Annotated in this window: 12 protein-coding genes; 4 read left to right on the forward strand and 8 right to left on the reverse strand. The window is 69.8% G+C overall.

The window, feature by feature from the left end; translation table 11 throughout:
- Positions 1-6: 6 nt before the first annotated feature.
- Both OHS57_RS09525 and uvrA read right to left on the reverse strand, forming a co-directional pair.
- Positions 7-861, reverse strand: coding sequence for an alpha/beta fold hydrolase (locus OHS57_RS09525; protein WP_328585029.1), 855 nt, complete (start codon positions 859-861; stop codon positions 7-9).
- Between the two features lie 12 nt (positions 862-873).
- The gene (gene uvrA, locus OHS57_RS09530; RefSeq protein ID WP_041990909.1) at positions 874-3,888 is read right to left on the reverse strand and encodes an excinuclease ABC subunit UvrA; all 3,015 of its coding nucleotides are present in this window, start codon (positions 3,886-3,888) and stop codon (positions 874-876) included.
- A gap of 238 nt (positions 3,889-4,126) precedes the next feature.
- Here uvrA and OHS57_RS09535 point away from each other — a divergent pair, with 238 nt between their 5' ends.
- The 3 genes from OHS57_RS09535 to OHS57_RS09545 all read left to right on the forward strand — a co-directional run bounded on the left by OHS57_RS09535 (position 4,127) and on the right by OHS57_RS09545 (position 5,862).
- Entirely contained in the window at positions 4,127-4,813 is a 687-nt protein-coding gene (locus tag OHS57_RS09535) for a maleylpyruvate isomerase family mycothiol-dependent enzyme (protein WP_041990908.1), read from the forward strand.
- A 10-nt stretch (positions 4,814-4,823) separates the two neighbouring features.
- Positions 4,824-5,480 (forward strand): MBL fold metallo-hydrolase, encoded by a 657-nt coding sequence (locus tag OHS57_RS09540; protein WP_328581630.1) that lies wholly within the window; start codon positions 4,824-4,826, stop codon positions 5,478-5,480.
- A gap of 142 nt (positions 5,481-5,622) precedes the next feature.
- Positions 5,623-5,862 carry a hypothetical protein gene (locus tag OHS57_RS09545; RefSeq protein ID WP_041990905.1) on the forward strand — a complete coding sequence of 80 codons (240 nt, stop codon included), beginning with the start codon at positions 5,623-5,625 and terminating at the stop codon, positions 5,860-5,862.
- Between the two features lie 14 nt (positions 5,863-5,876).
- On the opposite strand, the gene OHS57_RS09550 is transcribed toward OHS57_RS09545, so the two are convergent.
- Together OHS57_RS09550 and OHS57_RS09555 are read right to left on the reverse strand one after the other, a co-directional pair.
- Positions 5,877-6,398: a hypothetical protein gene (locus OHS57_RS09550; RefSeq protein ID WP_328581631.1), complete on the reverse strand. Its 522-nt coding sequence runs from the start codon at positions 6,396-6,398 to the stop codon at positions 5,877-5,879.
- Positions 6,395-7,375 carry a cytochrome c oxidase assembly protein gene (locus OHS57_RS09555; RefSeq protein ID WP_328581632.1) on the reverse strand — a complete coding sequence of 327 codons (981 nt, stop codon included), beginning with the start codon at positions 7,373-7,375 and terminating at the stop codon, positions 6,395-6,397. The genes OHS57_RS09550 and OHS57_RS09555 overlap by 4 nt, the downstream gene beginning before the upstream one ends.
- Before the next feature lie 123 nt (positions 7,376-7,498).
- Between OHS57_RS09555 and OHS57_RS09560 the strand changes: the two genes are divergently transcribed.
- On the forward strand, positions 7,499-8,542 hold the full coding sequence (locus OHS57_RS09560; RefSeq protein WP_328581633.1) for a S66 family peptidase: 1,044 nt from the start codon (positions 7,499-7,501) through the stop codon (positions 8,540-8,542).
- Between the two features lie 49 nt (positions 8,543-8,591).
- On the opposite strand, the gene OHS57_RS09565 is transcribed toward OHS57_RS09560, so the two are convergent.
- The 4 genes from OHS57_RS09565 to uvrB form a co-directional block, all read right to left on the reverse strand.
- Positions 8,592-9,581 (reverse strand): TerC family protein, encoded by a 990-nt coding sequence (locus tag OHS57_RS09565; RefSeq protein ID WP_041990897.1) that lies wholly within the window; start codon positions 9,579-9,581, stop codon positions 8,592-8,594.
- A gap of 222 nt (positions 9,582-9,803) precedes the next feature.
- Positions 9,804-11,732 (reverse strand): TerD family protein, encoded by a 1,929-nt coding sequence (locus OHS57_RS09570; protein ID WP_328581634.1) that lies wholly within the window; start codon positions 11,730-11,732, stop codon positions 9,804-9,806.
- Positions 11,733-11,870: 138 nt separating this feature from the next.
- Entirely contained in the window at positions 11,871-12,437 is a 567-nt protein-coding gene (locus OHS57_RS09575; RefSeq protein WP_041996669.1) for a TerD family protein, read from the reverse strand.
- A 183-nt stretch (positions 12,438-12,620) separates the two neighbouring features.
- Entirely contained in the window at positions 12,621-14,750 is a 2,130-nt protein-coding gene (uvrB, locus tag OHS57_RS09580) for an excinuclease ABC subunit UvrB (protein WP_328581635.1), read from the reverse strand.
- Positions 14,751-14,797: the final 47 nt, after the last annotated feature.

Genomic DNA, 14,797 nt, shown 5'->3' on the forward strand with positions numbered 1-14,797 from the left:
CGCACGTCAGGTGAGGAACGCGGTCAGCGCGGCGCTGAAGGCCCTCGGGGCTTCCGTCCAGGGCAGGTGCCCGGCGCCTCGTAGCGTCGTACGGGTCACGTCCGGGAGCGCGGCCGCCAGGGAGTCGACCGCCCGGCGTGGGCGGATGTCCTGTTCGCCGTCCACGATCAGGACCGGGACGTCCAACGCGGCGCACCGCTGCCGCAGTTCGTCCGTCGCGAGGCTGCGGCTGACTTCGGCGTTGATGGTGCGGTTGCATGTGTGGTCCACGCCGAGCCACGGTGTGGCCATCGCCTCGGCGTGTGCCAACGCCCGGTCGGGGTCAGGGCCGGTGAAGTCGGCCGACCACTGGAGGACCGCCAGCTCCCGGTCCTCCGCCTCGGTGCGGCTGTCGCCGCGCTCGCGCAACTCCTCCCAGCGCGCGCGGTGTTCACCGAGCCGCCGGCCGAAAGCGGCGTGGTACGGCGGGCGCCAGGTGGACTCGTCGTCGATGCCCGTGCCGGAGACGTAGACGAGCCGGCTGACCCGGCCGGGGTGGGCGAGCGCGTACCGCAGGGCCAGTTGGGCGCCCCAGGAGTGGCCGAGCAGCGCCGTACGGTCGAAGCCGAAATGGGCCCGCACGGCGTCGAGATCGGCGACGGAGCGGGCGATGCCGTACGGACCCGAGCGCTGGGAGCGGCCGCAGCCGCGCTGGTCCCAGCGGATCACCTCGCGGCCGGGCAGCAGCGCCGCCACGTCCGCGAGGGTGTCCCAGATGCCGGGGCCGCCGTGGCAGAGGACGACGGGCGCACCGCCCGTACCGCCGTCCCCCGCCCGCGCGGCCCAGAGCCGTACGCCGTCGTCCGCCCGTACGGTCCCGATCGCCGCCGGCCCCTACTTCGCCTTCGCCGTCCGCTTGGCCGGGGCCTTCTTCGCGGTCGTCGACTTCGCGGCGGTCGTCGTCTTCGCCGCCGTCGTCCTGGTCGCGGCCTTCGTCTTGGCTGCGGCCGCCGCCGTCTTCCGCGCCGGTGCCTTCTTCCGCGCCGGCGTCGCGTCGCTGATCCGGTCCGCGTCGAGGATGTCCCGCAGGAACTTGCCGGTGTGGCTCGTCGGGACGCCCGCCACCTGCTCGGGGGTGCCTTCGGCGATCACGAGACCGCCGCCGTTGCCGCCCTCGGGACCCATGTCGATCACCCAGTCCGCCGTCTTGACGACGTCCAGGTTGTGCTCGATGACGATGACCGTGTTGCCCTTGTCGACCAGCCCCGACAGCACCGTGATCAACTTGCTGATGTCCTCGAAGTGCAGCCCGGTGGTGGGCTCGTCCAGGACATAGACCGTGCTGCCGGTGGAGCGCTTCTGCAGCTCGCTCGACAGCTTCACCCGCTGCGCCTCGCCGCCCGAGAGGGTCGGCGCGGACTGGCCGAGCCTGACATAGCCGAGGCCGACCTCGTTGAGCGTCTTGAGATGGCGCGAGATCGTCGGGACCGCCTCGAAGAAGTCCAGCGCCTCCTCGATCGGCATGTCCAGGACCTCGGCGATGGACTTGCCCTTGTAGTGGACCTCCAGGGTCTCGCGGTTGTACCGCGCGCCGTGGCAGACCTCGCACGGGACGTAGACGTCCGGGAGGAAGTTCATCTCGATCTTGATCGTGCCGTCACCGGAGCAGTTCTCGCAGCGGCCGCCCTTGACGTTGAAGGAGAAGCGCCCGGGGAGATAGCCCCTGACCTTGGCCTCCATCGTCTCGGCGAAGAGCCGGCGGACATGGTCGAAGACGCCGGTGTACGTCGCCGGGTTGGAGCGCGGCGTACGGCCGATGGGCGACTGGTCGACATGGACGACCTTGTCGACCAGATCGTCACCCTCGACCCGGGTGTGCCGGCCGGGCACCGACTTCGCGCCGTTCAGCTCGCGGGCCAGATGCGTGTACAGGATGTCGTTGACCAGGGTCGACTTGCCCGACCCCGAGACGCCCGTGACCGCGGTGAAGACGCCGAGCGGGAAGGACACGTCGATGTCCTGGAGGTTGTTCTCCCGGGCGCCGTGGACGGTGAGCTGCCGCTCGCCGGTGACCGGCCTGCGGATCTCCGGGGTCGGGATGGCCCGCTTCCCCGCCAGATACTGACCGGTCAGCGACTCCTTGTTGGCGAGGAGTCCCTTCAGGGAGCCGGAATGCACGACCTTCCCGCCGTGCTCACCGGCGCCGGGGCCGATGTCCACGACCCAGTCGGCCACCTTGATGGTGTCCTCGTCGTGCTCCACGACGATCAGGGTGTTGCCCATGTCACGCAGCCGGACCAGGGTCTCGATCAGCCGGTGGTTGTCGCGCTGGTGCAGCCCGATGGACGGCTCGTCCAGCACGTACAGCACGCCGACCAGGCCCGAGCCGATCTGCGTGGCGAGCCGGATGCGCTGGGCCTCGCCGCCGGACAGGGTGCCGGCCGCGCGGTTCAGCGAGAGGTAGTCCAGGCCGACGTCGACCAGGAACCTCAGCCGTTCGTTGACTTCCTTGAGCACCCGCTCGGCGATCTGCTTGTCGCGAGCGTTCAGCTTGAGCTTACCGAGGAAGTCGGCGCAGTCGCTGATGGACAGCGCGGAGACCTCGGCGATGGACTTGTCCATGACCGTCACGGCCAGCACGAGCGGCTTGAGCCGGGTGCCGTGGCAGGTCGGGCAGGGCACCTCGCGCATGTACCCCTCGAAGCGCTCCCTGCTGGTGTCGCTCTCGGCCTCGGAGTGGCGCCGCTTGACGAAGGAGACGGCGCCTTCGAAGGCGGGCGTCGTGTAGGCGCGCTCGCGTCCGTACCTGTTGCGGTAGCGGACCTCGACCTGGGTCTTGTGCCCGTACAGCAGCGCCTTCTTGGCGCGCTGCGGCAGCGCGGCCCACGGCACGTCCGTACTGAAGTTGAGCGCCTTGGCGAGGCCGCCGATCATGCGGCCGAAGTACTCCCTGGTGTGGCCGTGCGACCACGGATGGATCGCGCCCTCGTCGAGCGACTTGTCCTCGTCGGGGACGATCAGCTCCGGGTCGACCTCCATGCGCGTCCCGATGCCGGTGCACTCGGGGCAGGCGCCGAACGGGGAGTTGAAGGAGAAGGAGCGCGGCTCCAGCTCCTCGAACGAGAGGTCGTCGTACGGGCAGTACAGATGCTCGGAGTACATCCGCTCGCGCTCGGGGTCGTCCTCGGGGAGGTCGACGAAGTCGAGCACGACCATGCCGCCGGACAGGCCGAGCGCGGTCTCCACCGAGTCGGTGAGCCGCCGCTTGGCGCTGTCCTTCACGGTGAGGCGGTCGACGACCACCTCGATGGTGTGCTTCTCCTGCTTCTTGAGCGTGGGCGGCTCGCTGAGCTGGATCGTCTGCCCGTCGACCCTGGCCCTGCTGTACCCCTTGGTCTGCAGATCGCCGAAGAGGTCGACGAACTCGCCCTTGCGCTCGCGCACGAGCGGCGACAGGACCTGGAAACGGCTGCCCTCGGGCAGTTCGAGCACCTTGTCCACGATGGCCTGCGGCGACTGGCGGGCGATCGGCCGGCCGCACTGGGGGCAGTGCGGCTTGCCGATACGGGCGAACAGCAGCCGGAGGTAGTCGTAGACCTCGGTGATGGTGCCGACCGTCGAGCGCGGGTTGCGCGAGGTCGACTTCTGGTCGATCGAGACGGCCGGCGAAAGCCCCTCGATGAAGTCGACGTCCGGCTTGTCCATCTGACCGAGGAACTGCCGGGCGTAGGAGGACAGCGACTCCACGTAACGGCGCTGCCCCTCGGCGAAGATCGTGTCGAACGCGAGGGAGGACTTGCCCGACCCGGAGAGCCCGGTGAAGACGATGAGGGAGTCACGGGGGAGGTCGAGCGAGACGTTCTTGAGATTGTGTTCGCGAGCGCCACGGACGATGAGACGGTCGGCCACGCCGGTCCGCACCTTTCTGGAGAGAAGCAGGGGCGGAGCCCCCTTCCCAGACTACGGGGGGTCGCCAGAGCGATGGATTGCCAAGCTGTGGATTGCGGCACAGGAACCGCCGGGCTGCTTTCCGCCCCGTTCCAGAATGCCTGTCACGAGCCTATAGCACGCGCATTCGATTTACGGCCGGTCTCTGCCTCCTTCACCCGATCGAGTGGTGCCATGGCTCTCCGCTATCGTCGGCGCCATGACTGATCACGTGCGCGACCTGGCGTCGGTACACGAGGCGACCGAACGGCTCCTGACGGCAGCCGCCGGACTGGACAACGCGGCGCTCGCCGCTCCGTCACGGCTGCCGGGCTGGAGCCGCGGTCATCTGCTGGCCCACATCGCACGTAATGCGGACGCCCTGGTCAATGTTCTGGAGGGGCGTCCTATGTACAAGGATGCCAAAGCGCGTCAAGCCGACATCGACCGTGACGCGCCCAGGCCGCTCGAAGCGCAGCTCAGCGACGTACGGGAGAGCGCGGCGCGGTTCGAGAGGGCGGCGAGCGCCCCGGCGGACTGGAGCCGCACCATCACGATGCGCAACGGCGTCACGGACACGGCGGCCCGGGTGCCGTTCCGCCGCTGGGGCGAGATCGAGCTGCACCACATCGACCTGGACGTGGGCCGCACGCTCGACGACCTGTCCGACGAGTTCACCGGCCGTGAGATCGACTTCCTCGCCGAGCGCTTCGCCGGGAACGCGGACGTCCCGCCGCTCGCCCTGACCACCCCCGACGGCCGGACCCGGCACACGGGCAGCACGGACGGCACCCCGCTCGCCGTCTCGGGCCCCGCGGGCCGGCTGATGGGGTGGCTGGCGGGCCGCACGGACACCGCCCGGCTCAGCTCGCCGGACGGCCCGCTGCCCGTCCTGCCCCCGCTATAGGCTGAGCCGTATGACGTACAGCGGAGTGGTGACGGTGGGCGGACGGGCGGATGTGCACGAGCTGCCCGAGCTGATGATCTCCAAGGCCGCTGTCGGGCCGATGAACAACAACACGTACCTGCTGCGCTGCCGGGCCACCGGGCAGCAACTGCTGATCGACGCGGCCAACGACGCGGCGACGCTGCTGACCCTGATCGGTGACGACGGCATCGTCTCCGTCGTCACGACCCACCAGCACGGCGACCACTGGCAGGCCCTGGCCGCGACCGTCGCCGCCACCGGCGCCCGCACGTACGCGGGCCGCGCCGACGCCCCGGGCATCCCGGTGCCCACCGACGTGCTGGTGGACGACCTCGACACGATCAGCTTCGGCGACATCACCCTCACCGCCCGCCACCTGGTCGGCCACACCCCGGGCTCGATCGCCCTGATCTACGACGACCCGCACGGCCACGCGCACGTCTTCACCGGCGACTGCCTCTTCCCGGGCGGCGTCGGCAACACCCACAAGGACCCGAAGGCCTTCGCGAGCCTGCTGCACGACGTGGAGACCAGGATCTTCGACGAACTGTCCGACGAGACCTGGGTCTACCCGGGCCACGGCAACGACACCACCCTGGGCGACGAACGCCCCCACCTCCCGGAGTGGCGCACCCGCGGCTGGTAGTTCAGCGGTGTGATGCTCGGCTCCGCCCGGTCTACGCCATGTCACAGGTCAACGACAGCCGGTCCACAGGGGTCGTGGACCGGCGAGGATGTCCCTCTCATACGCAGTCTCTGGGGGGATCATGGGCAGGATCAGTCAGGCAATGGCCAACGAGGCCACGAGAAACGCCCGTGCCGCCTTTGCCGAAGGGCGGCACGTCCTCACCTTCAAGATCATTGAGGCATCATCCACCAGTCATATGACCGGCATCATGTCCGGGGTCGGTGAACAGATCGAAGCCATCGAGGCCGAGGGCTGGGCGCTGGCCGACATGACCGCGGCCACAGGCAAAGCGCTCTCCGGCAACCGCACAGCTCTCATCTGTCTTTTCCGGCGTGCGTGACAACGGTTCCGGATTCACCAGGCGGCGGCTCGGATCACTTGAGCGGCGATTTCCTGCACCGTCAAGCCGTCCGTGGGGATACGAGCCGTGCCTGCCGGGGCTTCGGTGTTCAGGCGGTGGGCCATGTGGAGGCTGCGTTCGATGTGGGCGGTCAGTTGTGAGCCGATCTCGCGTTGGGCGAGGCGTTGTCGCAGGGTGGTTTCTTCGGCCGTGAGCAGGACGCGGGTGGCTGTGACCTCGCCACCCATGGCGCGGCTGATCATCGGCTCTTCGAGGATGCTCACGGTATTGGTGTAGATCAGCCGGCTCCGGCCGAGAGCCGCGTAGTTCGACCAGACCGCCGCGATGTTCCGTTCGGTGATCCCGGTGAGATGGGGGTCGTCGGCGGGGGCCGGGTGGATCTGGCCCATGAAGTCGCCCTCGATCAGACAGTGCGCGGTACCGCTCGCCTGGAGCGCCACGGACACCTCCCAGGCGACGCTCGTCTTGCCGACGCCCGCGCCACCGCCGATGAGCAGCAATTCGTATGAAATCATCGCCGATTCTGTGCCCGGCCGTGGCGCATGCGGTGGCCTACCTCTCCTTCGTCCGTCTCCCACCAGGGGCGTACCCGGTCCTGGGGCTGCTCGGGCAGCGGGGTGGCCGGGGTGGCGGGCGGAGGGGCGGGTGCGGGGGTCAGTTCGTGGTCCAGGTGGGCGTCCAGTTCCGCTGTTCTGGCGCGTTCCGCGTGCCACCACTGGATGAACACCGCGATCAGGAACGGCAGCGCGACCAGTTCGGCGAGTGTGAGCATCAGGCCGCCGCCGAGCATCTGGTCCTGCTCGACGCTGGGGCCCCAGGTGCGGGGGTGCGTCGTGTACCAGTGGCCCGCCACCAGGGTGCCGCTGGTCATCACGACGATGCCGGGCACCGAGTCGAAGAGGCCGTCGAAGAAGACCAGGCCCGCCCTGACCGGGTGGGTGCACCAACGGGGCAGCAGTTCCTGGCGCGTGAGCATCGGCAGGACGAACAGGCAGCCGGTGAGCAGCAGTTGGGCGTGCATCAGCTGGCGGACCGGGCCGTTGGCGAGTGAGGTCGCGAAGTACGGCGTGAAGTAGATGGTCAGCTCGGACGCGAGCACCAGGACCGTACTGACCAGCGGGAAGGTCAGCAGCCGCACCGGGCGGGAGGTCATCGCCGCGTGCAGGGGGCCGTCCGGGGCCGCCAGGCCGAGGGGGTCGCCGAGGGCCAGGCCGAGCGGGGCGAGCAGGTCGAGGAGGATGTTCTGGACGGCGGCGGGCCAGAACAGCACCCGGTCGTAGACGGCCAGCGAGGACATCGTCGCGATGACGATCATGCCGAGGCCGAGGACGAAGAAGGCGGCGGTCCGCAGCGCCGGCCAGCCCTGGCCCGAGCGGGTGCGGCGGACCACGCCCGCCGTGTACAGACCGCCGAGGACGCCGACGGCGGCCAGTGCCACCGGGTCGGTCCGCCACGTCGACAGCCCCCGGGCGAGCGTCAGTTCCGGCAGCACAAACGCACCTTCTTATCCGTTCCCGCCTCCGCCGTCCGTTTTCTCCGCTCACGGTAGACGGCGGGTCCCCGGCGCCGGAAACCGGGTCGCCCGTGGGCGGGCCGCGTCCTTACGATCGGCCGCATGCCGATGCCTGTCGTACCGCCCAAGCCCCGTCCCGGCGACCGTGTCGCTGTGCTCTCGCCGTCGTCCGGGCTGCCGGGGCTGCTGCCGCTCCCGTACGAGCTGGGGCTGACCCGGCTGGAGAAGGAGTTCGGCCTGGTGCCGGTGGAGTATCCGTCGACGCGGACGATGGGGGCGACGGCGCGGCAGCGGGCCGACGACATCCACGCGGCGTTCGCCGATCCGTCGGTGAAGGCCGTGATCGCGAGCATCGGCGGGGACGACCAGATCACCGTGCTGCCGCTGCTGGACCGGGAGTTGATTCGGGCCAACCCGAAGCCGTTCTTCGGCTACAGCGACAACACCAATCTCCTGGCGTACCTGTGGAACACCGGGATCGTCGGCTACCACGGCGCGAGTGTGATGTGCGAGCTGGGCCGGCCGGGGGCGATGGATCCGCTCACCGCCGAGTCGCTGCGGGCCGCGCTGTTCACCTCGGGTCCGTACGAACTGCGGCCCGCAGGGCGGTTCCGGGACACGGACCGCGACTGGGCGGATCCCGCGACCTTCGAGACCGAGCCGGAGACCCGCCCGGGCACGGGCTGGCGCTGGCACGGCCCCGAGCGGGTCGTCGAGGGGCGCAGCTGGGGCGGCAACGTGGAGATCCTGGCCTGGCTGCTGATGGCCGACCGGGAGATCGCCCCCGCCGCCGCGTACGACGGGTGTGTACTGCTCCTGGAGACCTCCGAGGAGTTGCCGGCCGCCGATGAGGTCTTCGGGATCCTGCGCGCCATGGGCGAGCGGGATCTGCTGCGGCGCTTTCCCGCGCTGCTGATGGCCCGCCCCAAGACCTGGTCGCTGGAGCGGCGCAACAGCCCCGAGCAGGCCGCGCGCTACGCGCGTGAGCAGCGGGAGGCGGTCCTGCGGGCCCTCGCGGTGTACGCGCCGGACACGGTGGCCGTCTTCGACGTGGACTTCGGGCACACCGACCCGCAACTCGTCGTGCCGTACGGCGGGGTGGTGCGGGTGGACGGGCTCGCGCGACGGGTGACCGTCACGTACTGAGCCCGCCCACCGGGAGAGCCGGGCGGCACCGACACCGCCCGGCCCTGGCTCACGCCTCTATCCGGTCCTTCTCCGCGGCCTCGGCGGCCTCGCGCTCCGCCTGCTTCTTGTTGGCCAGCAGGCTGGTGATCGTGGTGATGATCAGCACACCGCAGATGACCGCGAGCGAGACCGGGATGGAGATCACCGGGACATGGACGCCCGTCTCGTGCAGCGCGTGCAGCACGAGCTTGACGCCGATGAAGCCGAGGATCACCGACAGGCCGTAGCTGAGGTGGACCAGCTTCTTGAGCAGTCCGCCGATCAGGAAGTACAGCTGGCGCAGCCCCATCAGCGCGAACGCGTTCGCGGTGAAGACGATGTACGGGTCCTGGGTCAGGCCGAAGATCGCCGGGATGGAGTCGAGCGCGAACAGCACGTCCGTCGTACCGATGGCGAGCATGACCACCATCAGCGGGGTCAGGATCCGCTTGCCGTTCTTCCGGATGAACAGCTTCGTGCCGTCGTACTTGTCGGAGACGCCGAAGCGGCGCTCGATGTTCTTGAGGAGGCGGTTCTCCTCGAACTCCTCTTCCTCGTCGTCGGAGCGCGCCTCCTGGATGAGCTTCCAGGCGGTGTAGATCAGGAACGCGCCGAAGATGAAGAAAACCCAGGAGAAGCTGGCGATGATCGCCGCGCCCGCCGCGATGAAGATCGCGCGCAGCACCAGGGCGATCAGCACCCCGATGAGCAGCACCCGCTGCTGCAAGTGCGAGGGCACCGCGAACTTCGCCATGATCAGCACGAAGACGAAGAGGTTGTCGACGCTGAGCGATTTCTCCGTGATGAATCCCGCGAAGAACTCGCCCGACGCCTGGCCCGTCCCCCAGATCATCAAGCCGAGGCCGAACAGGGCGGCGAGGGCCACCCAGACGACCGTCCAGATCCCGGCTTCCTTGATCGACACGTCATGGGGCTTGCGCCCGATGAGGAAGTCGACCGCGATCAGGGCGGACAGACCGAGAATGGTCAGTGTCCACAGGGTCAATGAAACGTCCACTGCGCCTCCGGCGTTGTACGGCTACTTGTCAGCGTCGTCGCTGCCGGAGGTCTCTTCCACCCGAGCGGTCCTGCCGCTGTGCGGGCCGGCGCCCCGGGACCGATGGCGGTCCGTATTGACGGGTACGTCGCGTTACGGGAGTACTCCCCTCCGATAAAGGAAGAGTACAGCAAAGACCAAGGTTTGGTAAAGCACTAGGTAAAGGATGGCCAAGTGCCCAGCTCAGCGCCGCCATTCGCGGCGCGCGGCCGCCACCCGTCCGAGTACCTGGAGCAGCACCTGACTGCCCGGCGGCAGCGCCGGCGGCTCGTACGTCCAGACGTGGCCGACCCACGGGTCGGCGAGGTGGTTGTCGGGCACCGGGGTCAGCCGCAGCAGGGAGCGCCAGAGCGGGTCGAGGACGGGGCCGTAGGCGCTCGCGTCCTCCCGGTCGGCGACCATCAGCAGATGCACACCGACCGAGGGGCCCTCGTCGGCGAGATAGCGGAGCTGGGTCACCGCACGGTCGTCGAAGCCGTGCGGGAAGTCGTTGACGATCAGCAGCTGCTCCGCCGTGTCCAGCTCCGGCGGGAGTGACGAGGCGGCGCCGCCCCGTACCGCCATCTGGACCAGATCGACCCGGCGGGTGAGCGCACCGAGCACGGCGGCCACACCCGCGGCGCCTGCGGCCGGCGCGGCGTCGAGCACCCCGGTCGAGGTGAGCGGCGTCAGCGCCGCCGCGGCCGAACCCGCCGGGTCGATCACATGGACGGTGAACTCCCCCGGCGGGTAGACGGCCAGCAGCCGCGCCGCGTGGTTGACCGCCGTCTCCATCGCCAGCCGGCGCAGCTGGAACCCGTCCATCAGCAGGGCCTCGTCCGACGCGGTCCTGCCGCTGTCGACCCACAGGCCGCGCTCCAGCGGCAGCCGTACCAGCATCGGGATCCGCAGCTCCGTGCGCTCGGGCAGATGGACGTCCCCGAGGCGCAGCGCCATCGGGATCTCCATCGGCACCCGGTACCCCTGCCAGCCGGGGCTGTCCCAGCGGGCGTACGCGAGCGGCAGGGCGGGCTCGACGACCTCGGACTCCGCGACGAGCTGGGCCAGGTCGCGGTCGAGGACCTCCCGCGCCTGGGCGGCGAGCTGGTCGTGCTTGGCGCGGGCCGCTTCCCGCGCCGCGTCGCCCGCCCCGCCGATCCGGTTGTGCGGGTCGGACAGCACGCGGTCCAGTTCCTGTTCGAGGCGGGACTCGGCGAAGTCCGTCGCGCTGCGGTACGCGGCGGCGGTACGGGCCAGGTCCTCGAACATGCCCCAGACCTGGTTGTAGAGCCGCTCCTCCATGGACCAGCCGGTCGCGTCGCCCGCCACGGGACGGGCGGGGCGGCCCGCCCCTGCCGGTTCGGCGGCCGGCGGCGGGGTGGGCGGGGCGGTCGTACGGCGCCCGGGGTGGGTGTAGTCGACGGCGCCGCCCGCCGTCCTCGGCTGCGGTACGGCCCTGTCGCGTACGGCGCGCGCGCCGTCCCGCTCCGGGGTGTGCGGGGACTGTGCGGGCGGCGGGGACTGCGGGGTGTTCGGGACCTGCGGCGGCTCGGGGGCCCGCGGTGCCTGCACGGCGTCCGCGAGATGCAGCGCCACCGCGTCGTGGACGGTGGCGGCGAAGACGGCGGGCTGCGGCAGTCCCTGGTCGCCGAAGAGTTCGGCGAGGCCGCCGTCGTACCCCTGGCCGACGGCTCTGACCTTCCAGGCGCCCTGTCTGCGGTAGAGCTCCAGCGCGACGACGGCCGATTCGGTGTCGAGCCCGGTGAGGGTGAAGCTGGCCACTTCCGTGCCGTCGGTGGCGGTGACGGCGGCGTAGGGGGCGGCGGTCGAGCCGAAGTGCGCGGGGCCGCCCACACCTCGGGGCAGGGCGAGCAGGACATGCACCAGATGCGCCCGCTCGGGCACGGCCTCCAGATCGACGTGGAAACGCAGTCCGGCCGCCGCCTGGCGGGACACCTCTATGCCGGGGAGGGTGGGCGAGCCGGGGTGGGCGATCCACTCCGTGCCGAGCACGGTGCCCTTCGCGTCGCCCAGCGTGGCGCAGGCCAGCAGCGGCGCGCCGGCCGTCACCCGGATCTCCAGCCGGGTGTGCGGCAGGGGGTGATTCTGCCCCCGGACCAGCTCCGCCGTCATCGGCTTGTCCCCTCGTCGGTCGTACGTCGTCCGGTGGTGCTGAGTGGTGTGACACGGGTGCAGCTCCCGGCGGCCTGGCCGCCGGGAGCTGCGCTCACGGTGAGTCTCGCGGTTACGGCGCCGTCGCCGGCGCCCCCGTCACAGATGCGGCAGGATCGCCGGCATCAGGTCCTGGAACGTACGGCCGTTGGCGGGGTTGCCGAGGGCGGTCATCTGCCAGCCGGTCCCTGAGCGGTGCACCTTCGCCATGATCTGCGCGGTGTACTGGCCGCCGCCGTCGAGGGTGTAGCGGGCCAGCTCCTGGCCGTTGGTCTCGTCGACGATCCGGCAGAACGCGTTCTGCACTTCCTGGAACGTCTGACCGGTGAAGGAGTTGACCGTGAAGACGATCTGGTCGATATGGACCGGCACCCGCTGGAGGTCGACCAGGATCGCCTCGTCGTCCCCGCCCTGCCCCGCGCCGCCGACGAGGTTGTCCCCGGTGTGCTTCACCGAGCCGTCGTCGCTGACGAGGTGGCGGAAGAAGACCACGTCGACCGGCTGCTTGTCGGCGAACAGCACCGCGGAGGCGTCCAGGTCGATCTCGCGGGTGCGGGAGCCGAACAGCCCTCGGCGCGGGGCGGCCTGCCAGCCGAGCCCCATCCGCACGGCGGTCAGTGTGCCGCCGCCCCTCTTCTCCAGGCTGATGGCCTGTCCCTTGGTCAGATTGACCCCAGGGCCCCCGGGCGCACTGCCCTTGGATGCATCCACCACGCGCTGTCCCCTTCTCGAATGGTCCCCCGCAACCGTCCGTGTGCGGTTGCGCAGCACCCTACGCAGTCGTCCCTGAGCGGCAGCAGGCTCGGGCCGGTTTTGTGTCGGTGTTGCAACACACCGACGGCACCGGCGTCAGGCCAGCCCCGCCTCCCTCATCTGCCGCAACTCCTTCTTCAGCTCGCCCACTTCGTCGCGCAGCCGGGCGGCCACCTCGAACTGCAGCTCGGCGGCGGCGGCCCGCATCCGGTCCGTCATCTCCTCGATGATCCCGGCCAGTTCGGCGGCGGGCCGGTCGGTGAGCACGGCGGCGCTCGCCGCGCCCTTGCCGCCCTTGGGCGTGTGCGCCGTGAGCGAGGGGACGGGGGTCTTGGCCGGTTTGCCGTTCTTCACCTGCCGGTAGCCCGTGCCGAGCAGCGCCTCGGTGTCGATCTCCTCGCGCGCGATGGTCGCGACGATGTCGTTGATCTTCTTGCGCAGCGGCTGCGGGTCGAGGCCGCGCTCGGTGTTGTAGGCGACCTGCTTCTCCCGGCGCCGGTTCGTCTCGTCGATGGCCTGCGCCATCGCCGGGGTGACCTGGTCCGCGTACATGTGGACCTGGCCCGACACGTTACGGGCGGCGCGGCCGATGGTCTGGATGAGCGAGGTGCCCGAGCGCAGGAAGCCCTGCTTGTCGGCGTCCAGGATGGCCACCAGCGACACCTCGGGCAGGTCGAGGCCCTCCCGCAGGAGGTTGATGCCGACCAGTACGTCGTACTCACCGGAGCGCAGCTCGCGCAGCAGCTCGATGCGGCGCAGCGTGTCGACGTCGCTGTGCAGATACCGGACCTGGATGCCCAGCTCCAGGAAGTAGTCGGTGAGGTCCTCCGCCATCTTCTTGGTGAGGGTGGTGACCAGGACCCGCTCGTCCTTCTCCGTGCGCTTGCGGATCTCGTGCACCAGGTCGTCGATCTGCCCTTCGGTGGGCTTGACGACGACCTCCGGGTCGATGAGCCCGGTGGGGCGGATGATCTGCTCGACGAAGCCGTCGCCACGGGACAGCTCGTACTTGCCGGGGGTGGCGGAGAGATAGACCGTCTGTCCGATGCGCTTCTGGAACTCCTCCCACTTCAGCGGGCGGTTGTCCAGCGCGGACGGCAGCCGGAAGCCGTGGTCGACGAGGGTCCGCTTCCGGGACGCGTCGCCCTCGTACATCGCGCCGATCTGCGGCACCGTGACATGCGACTCGTCGATGACCAGCAGGAAGTCCTCGGGGAAGTAGTCGAGGAGAGTGTTGGGCGCCGTGCCGGGGTCGCGGCCGTCGAAGTGCATCGAATAGTTCTCGATGCCGGAGCAGGAGCCGATCTGGCGCATCATCTCGATGTCGTACGTCGTGCGCATCCGCAGCCGCTGGGACTCCAGCAGCTTGCCCTGCTTGTCGAGCTCCGCGAGGCGGATCTCCAACTCGCGCTCGATGTCGTTGACCGCGCGCTCCATGCGCTCGGGGCCCGCCACGTAGTGGCTGGCGGGGAAGACGTACAGCTCGCGGTCCTCGCTGATGACCTCGCCGGTCAGCGGGTGGAGGGTGGTCAGCGCCTCGATCTCGTCGCCGAACATCTCGATCCGGACGGCCAGCTCCTCGTAGACCGGGAAGATCTCGATGGTGTCGCCGCGGACCCGGAAGGTGCCACGGGTGAACGAGACGTCGTTTCGCGTGTACTGCATCTCCACGAAGCGGTGCAGCAGCTCGTCCCTGTCGACCTCGGCGCCGACCTTCAGCGACACCATCCGGTCCACGTACTCCTGCGGCGTACCGAGGCCGTAGATGCACGAGACGGAGGCGACCACGACCACGTCGCGCCGGGTGAGCAGCGAATTCGTCGCGGAATGGCGCAGCCGCTCGACCTCCTCGTTGATGGAGGAGTCCTTCTCGATGTACGTGTCCGACTGCGGCACGTACGCCTCGGGCTGGTAGTAGTCGTAGTACGAGACGAAGTACTCGACGGCGTTGTTGGGCAGCAGCTCGCGGAATTCGTTCGCCAGCTGGGCGGCAAGGGTCTTGTTCGGCGCCATCACCAGGGTGGGACGCTGAAGCTTCTCGATCATCCAGGCCGTCGTCGCCGACTTGCCCGTGCCGGTCGCGCCGAGCAGGACGACATCCTTCTCGCCGCCGCGGACGCGCCGCTCCAGGTCGGCGATCGCGGTCGGCTGGTCACCGCTGGGCTGGTAGGAACTGACGACCTCGAAAGGCGCCACCGTACGTTCGATGTGGGAAACGGGCCGCATGGATCCACCGTACGACCCCGCACTGACAGTCGGGCGGCGAGCGGCCG

Origin of the sequence: Streptomyces sp. NBC_00370, assembly GCF_036084755.1 — a bacterium.
Lineage (GTDB): Bacteria > Actinomycetota > Actinomycetes > Streptomycetales > Streptomycetaceae > Streptomyces.

Coding starts and splice junctions, on each gene's coding strand:
- OHS57_RS09560 (WP_328581633.1), top strand. CDS start 7,499: ATGCCGATGCCTGTCGTACCGCCCAAGCCCCGTCCCGGCGACCGTGTC.
- OHS57_RS09570 (WP_328581634.1), bottom strand. CDS start 11,732: ATGACGGCGGAGCTGGTCCGGGGGCAGAATCACCCCCTGCCGCACACC.
- OHS57_RS09540 (WP_328581630.1), top strand. CDS start 4,824: ATGACGTACAGCGGAGTGGTGACGGTGGGCGGACGGGCGGATGTGCAC.
- OHS57_RS09545 (WP_041990905.1), top strand. CDS start 5,623: ATGGCCAACGAGGCCACGAGAAACGCCCGTGCCGCCTTTGCCGAAGGG.
- OHS57_RS09550 (WP_328581631.1), bottom strand. CDS start 6,398: ATGATTTCATACGAATTGCTGCTCATCGGCGGTGGCGCGGGCGTCGGC.
- OHS57_RS09535 (WP_041990908.1), top strand. CDS start 4,127: ATGACTGATCACGTGCGCGACCTGGCGTCGGTACACGAGGCGACCGAA.
- uvrB (WP_328581635.1), bottom strand. CDS start 14,750: ATGCGGCCCGTTTCCCACATCGAACGTACGGTGGCGCCTTTCGAGGTC.